Genomic DNA, 20,287 nt, shown 5'->3' with positions numbered 1-20,287 from the left:
CCGTGATTTCATGACGCTTCTTGCCCTGGGAATCAACCACAAGACAGCTGCCGTCGAGGTGCGCGAGCAGGTCGCTTTTACGCCGACCCAGCTCGAGAGTGCCCTGGCGCAATTGAAAAGCCTGCCTCACGTGCAAGAGGCGGCCGTGCTGTCGACCTGCAACCGTACCGAGCTGTATTGCGTCACCGACAACCAGGGTGAGCGCCATATCCTCGATTGGCTCAGCCGGTTTCATCGTCTGCCGGTGGAACAGTTGATGCACTGCGCTTACCACTATCTGGATGGCGAGGCCGCGCGGCATCTGATGCGTGTCGCCGCCGGGCTGGATTCGATGGTGCTCGGCGAGCCGCAGATTCTCGGCCAGCTCAAGGATGCCTATCAGGTGGCACGCACGCATGCGGGCCTGGGCGGCGAACTTGAGCGTCTGTTCCAGCACACCTTCTCGGTAGCCAAGCAAGTGCGCACCGAGACCGGCATCGGCGAAAATCCGGTGTCGGTTGCCTATGCCGCCGTGAGTCTGGCCAGCCGCATCTTCGATGATTTTTCCCGCGCGCGGGCGCTGTTGATCGGGGCCGGCGAAACCATCGAGCTCGTGGCGAGGCATCTGGGAGAAGCCGGCATCCGCAGTCTGACCGTGGCCAACCGCACTCGTGAGCGGGCCGAGCGGCTGGCGCAAGAGTTAGGTGCCGAGGCGATCGAACTTGCCGACATTCCCCACGCGCTGGAGCGTGCCGATATCGTCATTTCCTCCACGGCGAGTGCGCTGCCGATCCTGGGCAAAGGGATGGTCGAGCGCGCCTTGAAGGTGCGTCGCCACCGGCCGATGTTCATGGTCGATATCGCCGTCCCCCGGGATATCGAACCCCAGGTCGGCGAGCTCGACGACGTGTTTCTGTACAGCGTCGATGATCTACAGGAGGTCATCGAGGAGAACCGCCGGCATCGCGAGGTGGCGGCGCAACAGGCCGAGTCGCTGATCGAACTCGGCGTGGGACATTGGCTGCATGAGCGTCGCGTGCGCGGTGCCGGAGACCTGATTCGCCGTTACCGTGAGCAGGCCGAAGAGTTGCGCGCTACGGCGGAGGCTCAGGCGTTGGCGCAGCTGGCTCGGGGCGACGATCCTGAGAAGGTGCTCAAGCGTCTGACCCGTCAGTTGACCAACAAGCTGGTGCACGGCCCCACGCAACGCCTGCGCGACGCCTCCGGTGCCGAGCGACACGATATTATTCAAGCGGCCGACACTCTGCTGATCGATCCGGCCGCGACGACACAGGATCCTGCATGAAAGAGACATTGCGCCAACGGCTTGAGGCCTTCCATGACCGCTTCGAGGAGCTTGCCGCGCTGCTCTCTGAGCCCGAAGTGATCATGGATCAGTCCCGGTTCCGCGATTATTCACGCGAATATGCCGAACTGGAGCCGTTGATCGATGCCTGGCGCGCGTATCGGGTAACCGAGGAAGATATCGAGGTCGCCGAGCAGATGCGCCAGGACAGCGATGTCGAAATGCGTGAACTGGCCGAGGAGGAGTGGTTGGCGGCGCGAGCGCGTCAGGCCGAATTGGAAGAGCAGGTCAAGCGATTGCTGGTGCCCAAGGACCCCGATGACGAGCACAACGTGTTTCTCGAGGTGCGCGCCGGCACGGGCGGTGACGAGGCGGCGTTGTTCGCGGGCGACCTGTTCCGCATGTATTCGCGCTATGGGGAAAAGCAGGGCTGGAAGTTCGAGATCATCAGTGCCAGCCACGGCGAGCATGGCGGCTACAAGGAAATCATCGCCCGGGTTCGTGGCGATGGCGTCTATGCGAAGCTCAAGTTCGAGTCCGGAGCACACCGAGTGCAGCGCGTACCCGCCACCGAGTCCCAGGGGCGCGTGCATACCTCTGCCTGCACCGTCGCCGTGATGGCGGAAGCCGATGCGGTGGAAGACATCGATATCAATGCCAATGACCTGCGGGTCGACACCTTCCGCTCCAGCGGGGCCGGGGGCCAGCACGTCAACACCACCGATTCGGCCATTCGCATCACGCATCTGCCCACCGGACTGGTGGTCGAATGCCAGGAAGAGCGCAGCCAGCACAAGAACCGCGCCAAGGCGATGTCGCTGCTGGCCGCACGGCTCAAGCAGAACGCCATCAACAGTCAGCGTCAGCAGCAGGCTGACACCCGGCGTTCGCTGGTGGGCTCGGGAGATCGCAGCGAGCGTATCCGTACCTACAATTTTCCCCAGGGGCGCATCACCGATCACCGCATCAACCTGACGCTCTACAAGCTCAATGAGGTGATGACCGGCGAGCTCGACGAAATCATCGGACCGCTGGTCAATGAGTACCAGGCCGAGCAGCTTGCCGCCCTGCAGCTTGCCTGATGAGCATCGATCAGCTGTTGACGCTCGCCACGGCCCGTCTGCAGCTGGCGGGCTCGCCCACCCCACGCCTGGATGGCGAAGTGCTGATGATGCATGTCGTCGCACGCGACCGGACATGGCTGTATACCTGGGGCGACCAGCCATTGCAGGGTTTCGAGCGGGCGCGTTTCGAGGCACTGGTGGCGGCCCGTGCCGCGGGGCATCCGGTGGCCTACCTGACCGGACAGCGTGAATTCTGGGGGCTGACGCTGGCGACCAGCGAGGCCACGCTGATTCCGCGTCCGGATACCGAGTGTCTGGTGGAGGCGGCACTGATGAGCGCGCGCGCTCATCAGGGGCGGATGCTTGATTTGGGTACCGGTACCGGCGCTGTTGCCTTGGCCTTTGCCAGCGAGCGACCTCAGTGGCAGGTGTTGGGTGTCGACCGGGTAGCGGAGGCGGTGCAGCTTGCTAGGCATAACGCTCAGCAACTGGGCTTCGGCAATGTTCGCTTCGCACAGAGCGACTGGTTTTCCGCCGTCGCTGGGCAGTGCTTCGACCTTATCGTCTCCAATCCTCCTTATCTGGCGGACGACGACCACCACCTGGGGCTGGGTGATGTGCGTTTCGAGCCGCGCTCGGCACTGGTGGCCGAGGCGGCGGGGCTGGCGGACCTGCTCTTTCTGGTGCGCACGGCGCGTGGCTATCTCGTGCCAGGCGGCTGGGTGATGCTCGAGCACGGTCTGTCCCAAGGGGCCGCGGTTCGTGAAGCGCTGCAGGCCGCGGGGTATCGTGCAGTGACAACGCTACCCGATTTGGCCGGGCATGACCGGGTGAGTCTGGGGCAGCTTGGTGTTGCGGAAAACGCCAAGGCGTAATCATCGCTTGTCTGGCTGGTATTGGGGTGATTTTCGAGATCGAACGGGCCATTGACCGTCGGGAGCGGCAGGCGACGAGCGTGATAATCTTAAGCATTGACCTGCACCCGTCAGCTTACGGTGAATTATAGTTGATTGCGCCGCCAGGGCATGGTTATGTAGGTTATTGTTCTGTTATTCATCGGCCCGGAACAAAATTATAATGAAAGCCAAAACACGCTCTCTGGATCGTATCGATCTCAACATCCTGCGTTGCCTGCAGGACAACGCGCGTATCTCCTATGTGGATCTGGCGTCTCAGGTGGGGCTGTCGACGACTCCTTGCCTGGAGCGCGTCAAACGGCTGGAACGTGCCGGTATCATTCGCGGCTACAAGGCCGTGCTCGATCCCCGCGCATTGAAGGCTAACCTGCTGGTGTTCGTCGAGATTAGCCTCGAGACGCAATCACCTGCCGTATTCGACGAGTTCCGGCGTGCCGTAGCCAAGCTGCCCCAGATTCAGGAGTGCCATCTGGTCTCGGGGCAGTTCGACTACATCCTGAAATGCCGCATTCCTGAAATGTCGGCCTACCGGCAACTGCTGGGTGACGTAGTCTTGACCCTACCGGGGGTCAAGGAGTCGAAGAGTTACGTGGTCATGGAAGAGGTCAAGGAAGAGTTTTCGCTCTACGTGCCCGATGTTCATCAACTCGACGAAAAGTGAATCTCAAGCGTTCATAGGATAATGCCATGCCTTCGATGAATGATGAGGCGCTGCTGCGCTATAGCCGCCAGATCATGCTCGAGCAGATCGAGATCGAAGGGCAGCAGCGCTTGCTGGGTGCCCATGCGTTGATTGTGGGTGCCGGAGGACTGGGGTCTCCCGCGGCGCTGTATCTGGCCGCCGCCGGTGTCGGGCGGCTGACGCTGGCCGATGACGACGTGGTTGAGCTGTCCAACCTGCAGCGTCAGATCGCTCATGGACAGGCGGACCTTGGCCGGCACAAGGCGGATTCCGCCGCGGAATCGGCCCGTGCACTCAACCCCCATTGCAATGTCCACGCCCTGACGGCCCGCCTGTCCGGTGAGGCGTTGTCGGATGCGGTGCGAAGCGCGGATGTGGTGCTCGACTGCACCGACCGTTTCTCCAGTCGCTTCGCCGTCAACCGGGCTTGCGTGGAAACCGCTACCCCCCTGGTGGCGGGGGCGGCGATCCGTTTTTCCGGCCAATTGATGGTATTCGACCCGCGTGACGAGGCGTCTCCCTGCTACGCCTGCCTGTATGGGGAGCAGGGCGATGACGAAGAGCTGCGCTGCGCCGAGAACGGGGTTGTCGCCCCTCTCGTCGGCATCGTGGGTGCCTTCCAGGCCCTGGAAGCGGTCAAGCTGCTTGCCGGTGCTGGCACCACGCATCAGGGGCTGTCCACCTTCGACGGGCTCCATGGCGAATGGCGTCACTTCAAGGTCAGGCGCGACCCGCAGTGCCCGGTATGTGCGAAGCGCTAAACGTAGCCGCTCTGGTCATCTCGCCGACACCACACATGATTTCTGCCATCACTGAGCGCAAGGTTGTCGCAGCTGGCGTGGCTGATTCTCATCGAGCCTGTCATTCTCACCGAGTCTACTGGGGCTATCTCCCTCATCCGGTCCGTCCTGGGTGAATGAGGCGCACCCGCGGACAATTCATTCCGAGACGTTTCACTACTTGACGCCGCGTAACGCTTTAATGTCAAACTAAAGCCCATCAAGCGTGCCCGCGCTGTTCGCTGGCCAACGTCGTGCCACTACGGGGCCCCTACCTGTCCATGAACATCGCTGCAGCCCTGCGCCGCCCTTCCTCCTATTACAATGCCAGCGTGGCTGTCGAGCTCGCGCCGAGTGTGCCATTGACAGGCGAGGTCAGGGCAGACGTCTGCGTGGTGGGCGGTGGCGTAACCGGATGTTCGGCCGCGCTACATCTGGCGGAGCGGGGATATCGTGTAGTACTGCTGGAAGCCGGCGAGATCGGCCATGGTGCGTCGGGGCGCAGCGGGGGGCAGATCCTTCCCGGGCTGGGTACCGACATGCCGGTGATCGAGAAGGCGCTGGGGCGCGAGATGGCACGCCGTACCTGGGAGCTGAGTCGGGAGTCGGTGCGCCTGACCCAGGCATTGATCGAGCGCCACGCCATTCCCTGCGATCTCGCCTGGGGCTATCTGCACGTGGCGCTCAAGCCTCGTCACGTCAGGGCGATGCGGCGCCATCAAGCTTACATGGCCGAAGTCTACGACTACTCAGGCGAGACCTGGCTAGACGCCCCGGCACTGCGCGAACATGTGGTCACCGATGCCTACCTGGGCGGACTCTTCGATCGCGAGGGCGGCCATCTCCATCCACTCAATTACACGCTGGGGCTGGCACGGGCCGCGCAGCAGGCTGGGGTGGTGATCCATGAACACAGCCCTGCGATACGCATCGAGCAAGAAACGCCGGCCACGGTCGTCACGGTCCACGGCCGGGTGAAGACCGATTACGTGGTGATCGCCACCAACGCCTACCTCGAGGGGCTGGTAAGGGAGATGAGTGGGCGGATCATGAAGGTGGCCAACTATATCATCGCCACCGAACCGCTCAGCGATGCACAGGTCGCTCAGGTTCTGCCCCGCAACGATGCCGTCTCCGATGCCAACTTCGTTCTCGACTATTACCGTCTTTCCGCCGATCATCGCCTGCTTTATGGCGGCGAGGTGAGTTACAGCGGACGCGAGCCGCGTGGATTGCGCGCCCGTATGGAGGCGAAAATGGCGAGGCTGTTTCCAGCACTCGAGGGGGTGCGCATCGATTATCGCTGGGGTGGTGATGTTGCCATCACGCGCAATCGGGCCCCGGATTTCGGCTGGCTGGGGAGCAATATCGTCTATGCCCAGGGATACTCGGGGCATGGCATGTCCCTGGCGGGTCTGGCCGGGCAATTGATGGCCGAGTCGATTGCCGGCCAAGCCGAGCGGTTCGATGTCTTTGCGGCCATGCGCCACCAAGTGTTTCCAGGCGGCGAGAGACTGCGTATCCCCCTGCTGGTGCTGGCGACCCAGTTCTACAGGCTGCGCGACCTGCTGTGAATGCCGGCCGAGGAAGATTTGCAGAATCTTCACTTCACGCCGAGCCTGGAAGGCGAGAAGCTGCAGACCTTCCAGCCGTTGTGGACGGAAGTGCAGTCGCATTGAGTCGAGAGGCCGGGGACTGCAATCCCCGGCAGGCCAGCTAAGGAATTCGTATGAGCAACCCGCAGGACCCTACCCTGAACGCGTGGTTCAGCAAGCATGGCATTACCGAGGTGGAATGCCTGGTCTCGGATCTGACCGGCATTCTCAAGGGCAAGATCATGCCGGCAGGCAAGTACCTCAATGGCGGACGCCCCCGGCTGCCGGATTCCATCTTCATCCAGACGGTGACGGGAGGCTATCCCGACGACGACGATATCCGTTTCTGGAACTCGGCCGAACTCGACATGGAACTGGTGCCGGATCCCGATTCGGTGTTTCTCGTGCCCTGGGCCGACGACCCCACGGCGCAGATCATCCACGACTGCTACTACATGTCCGGCGAGCCGGTGGAACTCTCGCCGCGCCATGTCCTCAAGCATGTGCTGGCGCTCTACGCCGCGCGTGGCTGGAAGCCCATCATGGCACCGGAACTCGAATTCTATCTGGTCAAGACCAACACCGATCCGGACTACCCTCTCGAACCCCCCATCGGGCGCAGCGGACGTCAGGAGAGCAGCCGCCAGTCGTTCTCCATCGATGCGGTCAACGAGTTCGACCCGCTGTTCGAGGACATGTACGACTACTGCGAGGCGCAGGAGCTGGACATCGATACCCTGACTCACGAGGAAGGGGCCGGCCAGATGGAGGTCAACTTCCAGCATGGTGATCCGCTGGCGCTGGCCGACCAGGTAGTGATCTTCAAGCGCACGCTGCGCGAGACGGCGCTGCGCCACGGCATGTACGCCACCTTCATGGCCAAGCCGATGGCCTCGGAGCCGGGCAGTTCCATGCATCTGCATCAGAGCCTGATCGATGTCGAGACCGGCAGGAACCTGTTCGCCGGCGAAGAAGGGCGGCCGAGCAAGATGTTTCACCAGTACATCGGCGGACTGCAGCACTACCTGCCGGCGGCGATGCCGTTCTTCGCACCCAACGTGAACTCCTACCGACGCCTGCTGCGCAGCGAATCGAGCGGCTCGGCGCCGATCAATACCGAATGGGGGTTCGACAATCGCACGGTGGGGTTGCGCGTACCGGTAGGAGATCCCGAGGCGACACGGGTCGAGAACCGCCTGGCCGGCGCCGACGCCAATCCCTATCTGGTCATGGCGGCCTCGCTGGCCTGCGGCTACCTGGGTATGCTGGGCCAGCTCGAGCCGCGTCCGCCGATGATCGGGTCCGCCTGGTCTGCCGGGCATACCCTGCCCGAGGACATGGGGCCGGCGCTGGACGCCTTGAGCCACTGTGCGCCGCTGGCCGACCTGCTGGGCGAGCGCTTCACGCGAAGTTATCTGGCGGTCAAGCGTGCCGAGCACACCGCCTATTTTCGTGTTATCAGCTCTTGGGAACGCGAGCATCTGCTGCTCAGGGTCTGACGCCTTGCACGGCCATTCGTCCACCATATTGCTTCAGGAAGCGCTATGTCTCCCCACGCCACGCCGCATGTCTCGGTTGCTCCCGCGCGGGAGCACGTCGCTTCCTACTACGCCGCCTCCGCCCATGCCAGCCCCGAACGTCCCGCCCTGCAAGAAACGGTGCGCTACGATGTCTGTGTGATCGGCGCCGGTTTCTCCGGCATCTCTTCGGCGCTGCATCTGGCCGAGAAAGGTTACCAAGTTGTGGTGCTGGAGGCCGTCCGGGTCGGTTTTGGCGCATCGGGACGCAACGGCGGGCAGATCGTCAACAGCTACAGCCGCGACATGGACGTGATCGAGGCGCGCTATGGCGAAGATACGGCGCGGGCTCTTGGCGATATGGCCTTCGAAGGCAACGCCATCATTCGCGGGCGGGTGGCGCGCTACGCCATTGGCTGCGATCTCAAGGACGGCAACCTGTTCGCGGCGTGCAATGCTAGGCAGTGGCGAGGGCTCATCGAACACAAGGCCTTATGGGAGCGCTACGGCAACGACCGACTCGAATTGCTGGAAGGCGGCGCCTACCGCCGCGAGATCGGTACCACGCGCTACGTGGGAGCGCTGCTCGACCACTCGGGCGGCCATGTACATCCGCTCAATCTGGTGCTCGGCCAGGCGGCCGCCTTCGAGTCACTTGGCGGCGTCATCCACGAGCAGTCGCCGGTGGTGGAGCTGATTCACGGTGAGCCGGCACGGGTGCGCACGCCCGCGGGAGAGGTGGTGGCTGACCATGTAGTGGTGGCCGGTAACGCCTACATGAGTGGCCTGATACCCCATCTGGAGGGCAAGTCCATGCCCTGTGGCACCCAGGTGGTGGCCACCCGACCGCTGGACGAGGCGGTAGCCCGGGAGCTGCTGCCTCATGACCGCTGTGTCGAGGACAGCAATTACCTGCTCGATTACTTCCGCCTGTCGGCGGATCGGCGGCTGATCTATGGCGGCGGCGTGAACTATGGTGGCCAGGATCCGGCGAGCATCGAAAACGTGATTCGCCCCAAGCTGGAGAAAACCTTTCCCCAGCTCAAGGGAGTCGCGCTGGAGCATGCCTGGAGCGGCAACTTCCTGCTCACGCTCAATCGTCTGCCGCAATTCGGACGGCTCAACCATAACGTGTTCTACGTGCAGGGCTATTCAGGGCACGGCGTGACCGCCACACATCTGGCGGGACGGCTGATCGCCGAAGCGTTGTCCGGCCAGCACGAGCGCTTCGACGCCTTCGCCGACATCCCGCATCTGCCGTTTCCCGGCGGGCGGCTGTTCCGGGTGCCGTTCAGCGCTCTCGGGGCCTGGTACTACCGCCTGCGCGATGGCCTGGGCGTGTAACTCGTCATATACAGGGTTACCCATCGCTGACTGCCGTGTCGTCAGTTTAGCTCAGCACAAAAACCGCACCGATACGGTGCGGTAAAGGCTGGTAGAGTTAGGACAGAACTTAATCGAATAGCTTGCCATAGCCTTCGATACGCGCATCTACCCCTATAGAACGCAGCGCATCCCAGAGAATGGCCTGGTTGCCGGTAATCATCGAGACACCCAAGGTCTTTTCCACGGCATCGATGATCCCCACCGAGCGTTGGCCATTGCCTCCGACGAATACAGAGTCCGCTTCTGACTCGGCCATGACCCTGGCAATCCAGTCGTACAGGCTCTCGGGCGTGATGTACTTCTGACCGCTCGGTAGACCACAAGGGGCATGGTGAACCACCTGGAACCCTGCCGCTTCGAAGTATCTCGCTCCGAGTCCATCCAGGTCGGCGTCGAACCACGGCGGGTTGACGATCGCTAGCCTCTTGGCGCCCAGCTTGGCCAGCGCTCGCTCTGCAGAAAGGCAAGTAGAGACCAGAGGCAGGTCGCGAGCCCGGGGGCGCAGCCGCTCGATAAGGGCACGTTCTCCGTCGGGCCCGTGCTTGTAGGCTGAACTGGTGAAGGCCAGGCATACAGCATCCAGTGGCGAGGCGGCCAGGCTTTCTACTGCTTCATCGACATAGGGCAGCTCAGCAAACGAGGCCACTGGAGCATGAGGGATTTTTTCATCCATTTCACCGCCAGCTCGCATGGCTGAGAAATATAGCCGGCTACCATGGATAGTGATGTCATCGGTGGCCATCGCCTGCAGCTCTGCTTCCGGTCCAACATCGGCATGCGGGACCACGGCGCCAATGCGAATCGAACGGTTCCATCCATCGGGGCGGAACAAGACGGCAGGATTGTTACCGGCCTGGGCCGGGTTCAGTGGGGCATTCACAGGAAACTCCTTTTTCTTCTCCAAAGGTTGAACGGCTCGAGTGCCTGGGTGGTGGCGTGCTTGTGTACCTTCATCGGCCACAGGTCGGGGAAATGGGCCAGCATCTGGTACGAACCTCGGTAATCGAAGCCCGCTTCGGCGGCACCGTCCCGATCGACCGCGTAGATCACCTCGTCGATACCGGCGAAGAGTGCGTTCAGGTAGCACATGGCACAGGGCTCGCCCGACGCCAGGAGCGTCTTCCCACGCAATTGGCGGGCGCCGACGTTACGACACGCGTCTCTGATTGCCTCGACCTCCGCATGGGCGGTCGGGTCGTGATGTTCAAGAACGCGGTTTACGCCACGCCCCAGAACCGTTCCGGAAGCATCAACGACAAAGGCCGTGAAGGGTATGCCGCCACTACGGACATGCTCAGTGGAGGAGGCAACAACATCATCCATGAGCTGCGAGAAGCGATCAGTTGGGCTAGTGGACATCAATGTCTCCCGACGGGGTGGATGAAAGGACAAGTGGCTTACGGCAGCTTGTCCTTTCGAGCGCGTTTGAGCCTCGTTCAGGACGCTACGAGGCCTGATTTATCGGCTTGTAGCTTCTCGCTACTGGACAGTTTCAGCCAGATGACACCCGCGATGATGAAGGCGAGCCAGAAGGCCTGGGTCAGTGTCAGCGATTGATCGAACAGAAAACTACCGAAGACGGCTGAACCCACCGCGCCGATGCCCGCCCATACGGCATAGCCAATTCCGATGTCGATTGTCTTCAAGGCGACGCTCAGCGCATACAACGTGAGCAGGAAGAAGACGATTGCCGAGATCGACCAGCTCAGAACGGTAAAGGCTTCGCTACCGGCGACACTCAACGCATAAACGATTTCGAAGGCGCCGGCGAGCAGTAGCGCGAGCCATGCACGCCCGTTGCTGGCTTGGTTTGAAGAGGCATTAGTCATGTCGATTTCCTTTGGTTTAGTGCAGATTTCATAGGTACCGCAATTGCGGTCACTGCTTGATTTGTCCTTACGCTGCGCCGCTCAGTCGAAGCCCGATGACACCGCCAATGACCATGGCGATACCCGAAAGCTTTCTTAGGTTGAGCCGTTCCTGGAAGAAAATCGCACCCAGGATGACGATCCCGACCCCGGCCACGGAGGTCCAAATTGAGTAGCCCACGCCGACATCGAACTCGAGAAGAGCGAGGCTGAGGAAGAAGGTGGCAATGGCCCCGCTGACAAGCGTGGCGATCGTCCACCACAGGCGGGTGAACCCCTGAGCGTTTCCTGCAGAGAAGGCGACGGCAATTTCAAAAAGAACGGCGATGCCGAGATATATCCAGCTGATCATGATGATGACTCCTGAAGTAAATTGATTGGCGACCCCGTTGGCTGGGGCTAGTGTGCGTTGCCTGCGAGCGTGGTATCAGGCAGGCGCTGCTCGTGGTCGGCCTCTGCCGTGGTCTGATCGATGGCCCGGCGCAGCTCTCCCTGTGATGGCAGGCCACGGAAAACCTGCTTGCCAACCACAATGGTGGGTACGGATGTGATGGCCATGTCCTCCCGGGCATGACGCAGGGCCTCGCGGTGACGCTCCCGGTAGGTGCCCTTGGCCAGTACGTTCAGTACGGACTCCCGCTCGAGCCCCACCTCGGCCCCCAGATCGGCTAGCACCTCTGGGTTACCGATATCTTTCTCCTCCTGGAAGAAGGCTTTCAAAGCGCGCATCGAAAACGCATGGCCCAGCCCCTGCTCGTCGGCCATCGCGAAAACCTCAAAGGCCTTGTCAGTGCGTGGCTGCGGCGAAATAGCAGGTAACTTGATCGGCACCCCCAAGCGCTCGGCCATCGGATAGACCGACTGCTTCCAGACCTGTGGCAAATAGGGGTCCTCGACGCGCAGGGTCGGTACCGGCTCGGGCCGCAGCTCATAGGGTCGCCATGTGATCTCGATGTCCTGCCCCTGGATCACTTCTTCGACGATGTGCTCCGCCAAAAGGCAATACGGGCAAACGTAATCGGTGTAGATAGTGATTTGTTGGTTCATACAATTATCCATAGTTGTGCATACATATTTTTAGCAATGGAATTAACCCTTGCCTGATACTCACCCGACCGAGTGGTTGATTACTTTTCATCAAGTTTTCAGAGTTTTTCTTGATTAATTGGAACACGCCTATTCAGGAGAACTGGCCCTCATAAACCATTTCCAGGTTGTCTCATTGGCAGAAAGAAATGGCCTGTTTAACGATGACTCAAGGGTTCTTGTAACAGATAAGGAGGGAAACCCACTGCCAGGCATTAAAATTGAGTCAAAATTCGTACCTTCCTTGGCATGGCTTTTGACGAGCTCAATAATTGACAACGGGGTTATTTCCCAAGCTCCACCTTCGTCAAAAATATCTTGCTGCGGGTACGAGGACCAGCACTGTGGCATTTTATAATTAATTTTGCTTGAAACAGAAATATTATAAGCCGCGAGAAATTCAGTAAAAGCTTTTACAGTTTCAGATGAATACCAAGGTGGGACGAGCATGGCTGGAGAAGTTAGCTCACGTGCCTCTAAAACTTCTAACATCGCTCGGACAGAAGTGTTTATGTGCTTTACTCCCGTAATCTCTGAAGCGTATTTTATGAAGTCATCATCGAACGAGGAGCCCATAAAAATGCTGGCGCTTGTGAAACATAGGCAAATGGCGTCAACTCGAATATCTCGCAGATCTAGCAATGCGCGTTTTAGACCACATTCTTCAAATATAGTCTGGAAAGATGAGCCCGTGAATATCTTGCCTTTTTCTCTGGGAAGATAGAACCTCACGGTGTGAATGGAAGCCCCGCTGTTTGCCAAGTTCCATAGCTCCATCTCTGGGGTCGGGTCGTTATGGACGACAATAATTCCAAGTCGAGGGAGGCGCAATGAAACTGCTGACTTTTCATAATAGCAATTGTCGTGTGTTGCGCTAAGCATCTTTGACACTCCATTTTTCATCAAAAGTTGAAACAATACATCCAACGATGCAAAAACAAGCTAATAAGAGAAAACCAATTTGATATGAAGTGACATTAATGCTTACACTTGTGTTGATCACAATAACCAAGATTGCTAACGCGATAGCGCCGCTGGCATATTGACTGGTTACCATTAGCGAGCTGGCAGCGCCTTTCCGATCCTCTGGAATACCGCGAATGCCAACAACAAACTTTGAGGTATATATCATCCCATGCCCCAAGCCACTCGCGACGAGGCCAACGATGAAATAATAGAGCCACACGCCTTGGTTAATAGTATGTGCCATCAAAAGTAAACCGATTGCTGCAATGGCGAAGCCACCAAACAATATTCTACTGGAGCTATGTTTGCCGATGAGCTTTCCCGCAACGATATTGCCGATAATGATGAATATCGAAAGCGGCAAAAACATCATTGCCGAGGCTAGCGGGGACATGTCATGTAGGTCTTGGAGAAAAACTGTCACCACATAGAACTCCGTGCCCACCCCAGCCATATATAATCCACTCGCAGCACAGCCAATACGTAAGTTTGAAATATTCCTTACATCGCGATCTATCAAGGGGTGACTGGAATACTTTTCAATCAGGAAGAAGAGGGCAACAAGAGCAGCGGTGAGGATGCCAAGCACGCTTAAGCTGGACGTCTGCCCTTTAGCAAATAAGGTTAGTAGAAGCACCAAGCTCAGTACAGTTGTCGTCCCGATCAAGGAGGAAAATACAGGAATGCTTCTGCGTTCCATAGAGTTATTAATCTGTATATTGGCTTTTCCGACGATAACGCAAATTAAAACCAATGGAACGTTGATTAGGAAGATGATCCGCCAAGAAATCTCGGTGAATATGCCCCCTAGCACGACGCCCATCACTAGCCCCGAAGCGCCCACAGCTCCCCAGATGGATAACGCCCTGGAGCGCTCCTTGCCTTCCTTGAAATGGCTTGATATCAGCGAGATAATCGCTGGTTGCATGGCCGCAGCGCTTAACCCCTGCAACCCACGCGAAAGCAATAGCAGTTCTGCATTGTATGCGAGGCCGCCTAGTAACGACGCCAAGCCGAATACTATGCTGGACAGAAGAAATATTCTGCCATCGCCATACCGGTCACTCAGCCTGCCACCTAAGAGAAGAAATCCGGCAAACAACAAGCCATAGGATGACACAACCCATTGCGCGACTGCAGCGCCCAGCCCGAGGCTATCTGTTATATTGGGTAGAGCTATATAAACAATAGAGTAGTCTAAGGCTATAATGAATTGGGCAAAGGAAATAATGAGCAGCACCATACGCGCTCTTCTTCCAAGTGTCTGTTCAGGTTGATAGGCGGTTTCCATAATAACCTCCTGTAGTGCTTTCGAAGAAGAAGTTTGTATATTTCATAAGTTCCTTCCAGTTTCGAGCAATATTAGTGGCGCCTTGCATGAGAGGCGTCCAGATTTCGAGTAGGCTCAGGTCGAAGTTGAGCGGGGCATAGCTGAGGACGCGACTGCCACGGCCTAGCTGAAAATATTCGGCACCCCAGCTAAAGAAGGCGTTCACTCCCTCGACGCTGAGCTCGACGACCTTGGGGATGCCTGTTGAGCCAGAGGTGGTCAGCATAAGGCGAGCCCAGCCAATACCGACCCATACTGGCCGACGCGAGACCACAGTTGCCCATAGGTCCAGGCGTTCGCATCCGTAAGTAAAGCGATGTCGTTGGGGTAATGGGTAGCACTGTCCGCAAGCGAGGTAAGCAGTAGAGGCAGTTTCATTCGGGCGACCCGTCCATGAGGAAGCTGATGATGAGGGTGTACTTGCATGTGCAAGCAATATCAGATTAGGTGGAGTGCATGTGCCTGTCAATATGTCTGCACATGCAATTAATATTAATTTTTAATGTCAATTTCTTTCTGATCTTGCGAACGGTTCAACGCTGGGAAGGGGAAGAAAGGGGAAGAGCTTGAGTATTAGGGGATTAGCACTAGCAGGTGCGGCTGATATCGTCTATTGTATGCATATACAAGTATTTGTTTGCGCTAATGAATTAGCTGTACCGCTGACTGCTTAGGATGAAGCCGTATGACTTCTCAAACTATAGTATGGCAACAGGTGAGGAATATCTTCGAGTCGGTAGAGAGTCAGGTTGCCAAAGCCTTGCAACATGAACATGGGCTCGGTCTTACTGAGTATCGTGCTCTGCAGTTGCTTTCAACGGCCCCGGATTCTGAGTTGCGCATGCAGGAATTGGCCAACCGACTCGGTCTAAACCAGAGCTCCGTGACGCGCCTGGTCGAGCGAATGGAGCGCAACGGCTACACGATTCGAGACGTTTGTCCCAACGACAAGCGTGGGGTCTATACTGTCATCACCAAGCGTGGCCGTCAGATACAAGCTCAGGCAGGCAACGATTACGAAAACTTCCTAAATGCAGCACTCGATGAGGCATCCAGCCAGCAAGAAAACAAAGCTATCATCAATTGCCTGCGTCAAATTACTGCTCGGCAAAACGCCTCGACGAACGCATAGTTGCCTCTAGCTGAAGGACGTCATGAGCCCACCGAAAACGGTGGGCTTTTTGCTAAAGGGCTAAGCTATAGAACAAGGAAGACTGCGCAGACGACTCAATACTTCCTGAATTTTGATGAAATTGCTTGTCCCCACCGGTGGGTCACACGTGACGCAGATACCAGCGGTACTCCAGGGCGCTGACGGCCTGACGCGACAGTTCGTATTCGGCGGTGCGATTGGCATGGTAGACCGCATGAAAGGTAGGGCCGAGGAGTTCGCTCATCGGTTCGCTTTCGAGCCAGGCGTCGAGTGCCTGCGGCCAGCTGATCGGCAGACTGGGCTCCACCTGGTCATAGGCGTTGCCGCGGATCGCTTCGGGAGGGGGGAGTCGGCGCGACAAGCCATGCTCGATACCGGCGAGCAGGGCGGCGACCAGCAGGTAGGGATTGGCGTCGGCGCCGGCCACGCGATGCTCGATACGCTTGGCGGCGGGCGGCCCCGAGGGGATACGGATGGCCACCGAGCGGTTGTCATAACCCCAGGTGGGAGCCATGGGCACGTACAGGCCGGGCTGGAAGCGCCGGTAGGAGTTGAGGTTGGGCGCGAAGATGGCCATCGAGGCGGGCATCAGCTCGACCAGCCCGGCAATGGCTTGCTGTAGCTGCGGACTGCCCAGTTGGGCATTGTCGGGGGTGGTGAAAATGTTGCGGCCATTGTCATCGAGCAGGCTGATGTGCACATGGGTCCCGTTACCCGCTTCGCCACCGTAGGGCTTGGCCATGAAGGTGGCCTCGAAGCCGTGGTGGATGGCGACGCCCTTGATCAACCGCTTGAGCATCACCGCCTCGTCGCAGGCGCGCAGGGCGTTGTCGCGGTGCAGCAGGTTGATCTCGAACTGGCCCGGCGCGCACTCCTTCAAGGCGGTATCGATCGGCAGGCCCTGTGCCAGGGCAGCTTCGGTGACCTCTTCGAGAAAATCGGCGTACTCGTCGAGCTCGGCCACCGAGTAGAGCTGGCTTTGACTGGCACGTTCGCCGGTCATTGGCGAGCGGGGCGGCTGGGGTAGGCCTGAGCTGTCACGCTCGCGATCGACCAGGTAGAACTCTAACTCGACCGAGACCACGGGTTTCAAACCTTGGGCGGTAAAACGTGACAGGACGCGGGCCAGCACCTGACGCGGATCGCACTCGAAGGGGTGGCCATCGGGTTCTTCCATGGTCATCAGCATCTGGCCCTGGTGGCCGCGCTTGGACCAGGGCACCCTGACCAGCGTGCCGTCCACGGGGCGACAGGCTCGGTCACCGTCTCCGCTGGCCAGTCCCAGTCCGGTCTCTTCGACCGTATTGCCGCAGATGTCGAGTGCAAACAGCGAAGCCGGCAGGTGCATGCCGACCTCCAGCACCTGAATGAGGTTGTCACGTGGCACGCGTTTGCCGCGCAGGACGCCATTCAGGTCGCTGATCAGCAGATCGATGCTGTCGATCTCGGGATGACGCTCCAGAAACGCCTTGGCCTCGGCATGATAATCGCTGGCCGTCATGGGACTTACCTATCAGAGGGAAAGGGGAAACGGCCCATCTTTTAGCGGCTCCCGAATGTTGTCAAACGTTTTGCATGCGCTCATCTCGTAACGCTCAAAACCATAGCCGTGTCGCAAGGCCAAGCGGAATGCGTCTCGGCAAGGCGGTGACCAATCCGGCGAAAAGCGTAATATGTCGATGAGCACACTCCGCCTGCGGCCGTCGTGTTATCCGATGGCAAGCGGGCTCAACCTTGCGCCGGACACTCTACATGAGCCGAATGATTGACAAGAGTCATGCTGATTGGCAGGCCCATGCGCGGGCCCTGTCCTTCGAGAGCCGGGCCTTTATCGGGGGCAGGTTCGTCGAGGCGGAGAGCAAGGAGCGCTTCGCGACGCTCAACCCGGCCACCGGCGAGCTGTTGGCGGAGATCGCCAGTTGCGACAGAGCGGACGCCGATGCCGCCGTTGCGCATGCGCGGGCGGCCTTTGCCCTGGGTCAGTGGTCGCAGATGGCGCCGGCACGCCGCAAGCACGTCATGCTGCGCCTGGCGGATGCAATGGAAGCGCATCGCGACGAATTGGCCTTGCTGGATTGCCTGGACATGGGCAAGCCGATCGGCAGCGCGTTGGGCGATCTGAGCGGCGCGATCAATTGCATTCGCTATAACGCCGAGCTGATCGATAAGAGCTATGGCGAGGTGGCACCCACGGATTCAAGCAGCCTGGGACTGATTCTGCGTGAGCCGCTGGGTGTGGTGGCCTCGATCGTGCCCTGGAACTTTCCCATGATGATGGCGGCATGGAAGATCGGGCCGGCCTTGGCGGCGGGAAACAGTGTCATCCTCAAGCCCTCCGAGAAGTCGCCGCTATCCGCGCTGCGCCTGGCGCATCTGGCACAGCAAGCTGGAATTCCCGATGGGGTGTTCCAGGTTCTGCCGGGGTTCGGTCACACCGTCGGCAAGGCGCTGGCCTTGTCGATGGATGTCGATTGCCTGGCATTCACCGGCTCCACGCAGGTGGGCAAGCAGTTGATGCAGTACGCGGGGCAATCCAATCTCAAGCGGGTTTATCTGGAGTGCGGGGGCAAGAGTCCCAATCTGGTATTCGCGGACTGTGCCGATCTTGAAGCGGTGGCGCGCCACGCGGCCGATGCCATCTTCCATAACCAGGGCGAGGTCTGTATCGCCGGCTCCCGCCTGCTGGTGGAAAACAGCATTCGTCCCGCCTTTCTCGACAAGCTGCTCGCCCATGCCCGTAACATGCAACCCGGCGACCCGCTGGATCCCGACAGTTACATGGGCGCCATCGTCGATGAAGCGCAGTATCGCCGGGTCCTGGACTACATTCGTCGCGGGGTGGAGGAGGGCGCCAAGCTATGTGCCGGCGGTCAACCATTGACGGATCGAGTGAATGGCTACTTCGTCCCTCCCACGATCTTCGACGAGGTCACCCCGGAGATGGCCATCGCCCGTGACGAGATATTCGGTCCGGTACTCGCCGTGCTGGGTTTCGATAGTGAGGAGCAGGCCGTCGCGTTGGCCAACGATAGCGCTTACGGGCTCGCCGCGGGTGTCTGGAGCCAGGATATCGATCGCATCATGCGCGTCTCGCGCCGGCTGCATTCCGGACAGGTCTTCGTCAATAACTGGGCTGGCGGTGACATGACCGTGCCCTTCGGTGGGGTCAAGCAATCGGGCAATGGCCGGGACAAGTCGCACCATTCGCTGGATGAATATTGCGATCTGAAGACCGTCTGGATGACATTAAAGGTCTGAGTCGCTATAGAAATGAATTTCATGCATGAAAAAGCCCCCGTCGGATCCGCTCCGGCGGGGGCGTTGTCTGATGTCGCGATTAGGCGTCGATGGCAAACTCCGACAGCTTGCGCGGGACCTTGACCTTCTTGAGAGTGGCGACCTTGGGCAGGCCGTTCTCGAACGGCGGGTAGTCCTCGCCCTGAATCAATGGCTGCAGGTAGCGGCGACACGCTTCGGTGATGCCGAAGCCATCCTCGCGAATGAAGTCGCGAGGCATGAACTTCTCCTGGTTAGCGATTTCCGAGAGTGGCGCTGCCTCGATACGCCACTCGTAGGGCGTTTCGCTGACCCGCTTGATGGTCGGCATCATGGCATTCTTGCCTTCCAGAGCCAGCTCCACGGCTTTCTGTCCCACGGCGTAGGCCTGCTCTACATCGGTGCGTGAGGCGATATGGCGTGCGGCGCGTTGCAGGTAATCGGCGACCGCCCAATGATACTTGTAGCCCAGGTCTTCCTTGACCATGCCCGCCAACGCTGGGGCCACACCGCCCAACTGACGATGGCCGAAGGCGTCGGTGTTACCGGTATCGGCGAGAAAGGTACCGTCGGCGTAGCGCGCACCCTCGGAAACCACGATGACGCAATAGCCATACTTCTGAACCGACTCCTCGACACGCGCCATGACGGCTTCGCGGTCGAAATCGATCTCGGGGAAAATCACCAGATGCGGCGGTTCGCCTTCGCCGTTGCCTGCCAGGGCACCGGCGGCGGCGATCCACCCGGCATGACGCCCCATGACCTCAAGAATGAACACTTTGGTAGAGGTGGCGCACATCGAGGCGATATCGAGTCCCGCTTCCCGGGTGGAGGTGGCGATGTACTTGGCGACACTACCGAAGCCCGGCGAGTTGTCGGTGACCGGCAGGTCGTTATCGACGGTCTTGGGGACGTGAATGGCGGTCAGCGGGTAGCCCATCTTCTCGGAGAGCTGGGATACCTTCAGGCAGGTATCGGCACTGTCGCCCCCGCCGTTATAGAAGAAGTAGCGAATGTCGTGAGCCTTGAAGACTTCGATCAGACGTTCGTACTGGACGCGGTGGGCATCGATATCCTTGAGCTTGTAGCGGCAGGAGCCGAAGGCGCCCCCGGGAGTATGACGCAGCGCGGCAATCGCATCGTCGCTCTCCTGAGAAACATCGATCAGGTCTTCGGTCAGGGCGCCGATGATGCCGAAATTGCCGGCATAGACTTTACCGATCTGATCGCTGTGCTGACGGCAGGCCTCGATCACGCCACAAGCGCTGGCATTGATAACGGCGGTAACGCCACCGGATTGGGCATAGAAGGCATTATGCTGGGCCATGGGGCTTCCTGTGCTCCTGATGAAAATGGCTCGCGGGAATTTACAATTCAGCATCA

At 59.3% G+C, this 20,287-nt stretch carries 20 protein-coding genes; 10 read left to right on the top strand and 10 right to left on the bottom strand.

The window, feature by feature from the left end:
- The first annotated feature begins 10 nt into the window (after window positions 1-10).
- The 8 genes from hemA to ACW4DH_RS15405 all read left to right on the top strand — a co-directional run bounded on the left by hemA (window position 11) and on the right by ACW4DH_RS15405 (window position 9,183).
- The gene (gene hemA / locus ACW4DH_RS15440; RefSeq protein ID WP_459637295.1) at window positions 11-1,285 is read left to right on the top strand and encodes a glutamyl-tRNA reductase; all 1,275 of its coding nucleotides are present in this window, start codon (window positions 11-13) and stop codon (window positions 1,283-1,285) included.
- The gene (gene prfA / locus ACW4DH_RS15435) at window positions 1,282-2,367 is read left to right on the top strand and encodes a peptide chain release factor 1 (RefSeq protein WP_459637294.1); all 1,086 of its coding nucleotides are present in this window, start codon (window positions 1,282-1,284) and stop codon (window positions 2,365-2,367) included. Before hemA ends, prfA begins: the two co-directional genes overlap by 4 nt.
- Window positions 2,367-3,224, top strand: coding sequence for a peptide chain release factor N(5)-glutamine methyltransferase (prmC, locus tag ACW4DH_RS15430; RefSeq protein WP_459637293.1), 858 nt, complete (start codon window positions 2,367-2,369; stop codon window positions 3,222-3,224). Before prfA ends, prmC begins: the two co-directional genes overlap by 1 nt.
- A 202-nt stretch (window positions 3,225-3,426) precedes the next feature.
- Complete coding sequence (locus ACW4DH_RS15425) at window positions 3,427-3,927, top strand: Lrp/AsnC ligand binding domain-containing protein (RefSeq protein ID WP_459637292.1); 501 nt, start codon at window positions 3,427-3,429, stop codon at window positions 3,925-3,927.
- Window positions 3,928-3,962: 35 nt separating this feature from the next.
- Window positions 3,963-4,709, top strand: coding sequence for a HesA/MoeB/ThiF family protein (locus ACW4DH_RS15420; RefSeq protein WP_459637347.1), 747 nt, complete (start codon window positions 3,963-3,965; stop codon window positions 4,707-4,709).
- Window positions 4,710-5,008: 299 nt separating this feature from the next.
- The gene (locus ACW4DH_RS15415; RefSeq protein WP_459637291.1) at window positions 5,009-6,301 is read left to right on the top strand and encodes an NAD(P)/FAD-dependent oxidoreductase; all 1,293 of its coding nucleotides are present in this window, start codon (window positions 5,009-5,011) and stop codon (window positions 6,299-6,301) included.
- A gap of 155 nt (window positions 6,302-6,456) precedes the next feature.
- Window positions 6,457-7,821: a glutamine synthetase family protein gene (locus ACW4DH_RS15410; RefSeq protein WP_459637290.1), complete on the top strand. Its 1,365-nt coding sequence runs from the start codon at window positions 6,457-6,459 to the stop codon at window positions 7,819-7,821.
- A gap of 45 nt (window positions 7,822-7,866) precedes the next feature.
- Window positions 7,867-9,183 (top strand): NAD(P)/FAD-dependent oxidoreductase, encoded by a 1,317-nt coding sequence (locus ACW4DH_RS15405; protein WP_459637289.1) that lies wholly within the window; start codon window positions 7,867-7,869, stop codon window positions 9,181-9,183.
- Between the two features lie 109 nt (window positions 9,184-9,292).
- Here ACW4DH_RS15405 and ACW4DH_RS15400 read toward each other — a convergent pair whose 3' ends face one another.
- The 8 genes from ACW4DH_RS15400 to ACW4DH_RS15365 all read right to left on the bottom strand — a co-directional run bounded on the left by ACW4DH_RS15400 (window position 9,293) and on the right by ACW4DH_RS15365 (window position 14,701).
- Window positions 9,293-10,105, bottom strand: a complete 813-nt coding sequence (locus ACW4DH_RS15400; RefSeq protein WP_459637288.1) for a maleate cis-trans isomerase family protein — start codon at window positions 10,103-10,105, stop codon at window positions 9,293-9,295.
- Window positions 10,102-10,584, bottom strand: a complete 483-nt coding sequence (locus tag ACW4DH_RS15395) for a nucleoside deaminase (protein ID WP_459637287.1) — start codon at window positions 10,582-10,584, stop codon at window positions 10,102-10,104. Before ACW4DH_RS15395 ends, ACW4DH_RS15400 begins: the two co-directional genes overlap by 4 nt.
- Before the next feature lie 77 nt (window positions 10,585-10,661).
- Window positions 10,662-11,054: a DMT family transporter gene (locus tag ACW4DH_RS15390; protein ID WP_459637286.1), complete on the bottom strand. Its 393-nt coding sequence runs from the start codon at window positions 11,052-11,054 to the stop codon at window positions 10,662-10,664.
- A gap of 67 nt (window positions 11,055-11,121) precedes the next feature.
- On the bottom strand, window positions 11,122-11,445 hold the full coding sequence (locus tag ACW4DH_RS15385; protein WP_459637285.1) for a DMT family transporter: 324 nt from the start codon (window positions 11,443-11,445) through the stop codon (window positions 11,122-11,124).
- A gap of 47 nt (window positions 11,446-11,492) precedes the next feature.
- Entirely contained in the window at window positions 11,493-12,140 is a 648-nt protein-coding gene (locus ACW4DH_RS15380; protein ID WP_459637284.1) for a DsbA family oxidoreductase, read from the bottom strand.
- Window positions 12,141-12,269: 129 nt separating this feature from the next.
- Window positions 12,270-13,061 carry an aspartate racemase/maleate isomerase family protein gene (locus tag ACW4DH_RS15375; RefSeq protein ID WP_459637283.1) on the bottom strand — a complete coding sequence of 264 codons (792 nt, stop codon included), beginning with the start codon at window positions 13,059-13,061 and terminating at the stop codon, window positions 12,270-12,272.
- Window positions 13,054-14,436 (bottom strand): MFS transporter, encoded by a 1,383-nt coding sequence (locus ACW4DH_RS15370; RefSeq protein WP_459637282.1) that lies wholly within the window; start codon window positions 14,434-14,436, stop codon window positions 13,054-13,056. The genes ACW4DH_RS15375 and ACW4DH_RS15370 overlap by 8 nt, the downstream gene beginning before the upstream one ends.
- Window positions 14,414-14,701, bottom strand: a complete 288-nt coding sequence (locus ACW4DH_RS15365; protein WP_459637281.1) for an AMP-binding protein — start codon at window positions 14,699-14,701, stop codon at window positions 14,414-14,416. Before ACW4DH_RS15365 ends, ACW4DH_RS15370 begins: the two co-directional genes overlap by 23 nt.
- 459 nt (window positions 14,702-15,160) lie before the next feature.
- Between ACW4DH_RS15365 and ACW4DH_RS15360 the strand changes: the two genes are divergently transcribed.
- Entirely contained in the window at window positions 15,161-15,607 is a 447-nt protein-coding gene (locus tag ACW4DH_RS15360; RefSeq protein ID WP_459637280.1) for a MarR family winged helix-turn-helix transcriptional regulator, read from the top strand.
- A 142-nt stretch (window positions 15,608-15,749) separates the two neighbouring features.
- Here the strand turns inward: ACW4DH_RS15360 and ACW4DH_RS15355 are convergent, their stop codons facing one another.
- Entirely contained in the window at window positions 15,750-17,129 is a 1,380-nt protein-coding gene (locus tag ACW4DH_RS15355; protein ID WP_459637279.1) for a glutamine synthetase family protein, read from the bottom strand.
- Between the two features lie 260 nt (window positions 17,130-17,389).
- Between ACW4DH_RS15355 and ACW4DH_RS15350 the strand changes: the two genes are divergently transcribed.
- Window positions 17,390-18,886: an aldehyde dehydrogenase gene (locus ACW4DH_RS15350; protein WP_459637346.1), complete on the top strand. Its 1,497-nt coding sequence runs from the start codon at window positions 17,390-17,392 to the stop codon at window positions 18,884-18,886.
- A 79-nt stretch (window positions 18,887-18,965) separates the two neighbouring features.
- Here the strand turns inward: ACW4DH_RS15350 and ACW4DH_RS15345 are convergent, their stop codons facing one another.
- Window positions 18,966-20,231, bottom strand: coding sequence for a 6-phosphofructokinase (locus ACW4DH_RS15345; RefSeq protein ID WP_459637278.1), 1,266 nt, complete (start codon window positions 20,229-20,231; stop codon window positions 18,966-18,968).
- Window positions 20,232-20,287 lie beyond the last annotated feature (56 nt).

This window comes from Halomonas sp. WWR20 (assembly GCF_054602495.1).
Note: the sequence above shows the minus strand (reverse complement) of the source record. Positions and strands in the feature narration are given on the sequence as shown.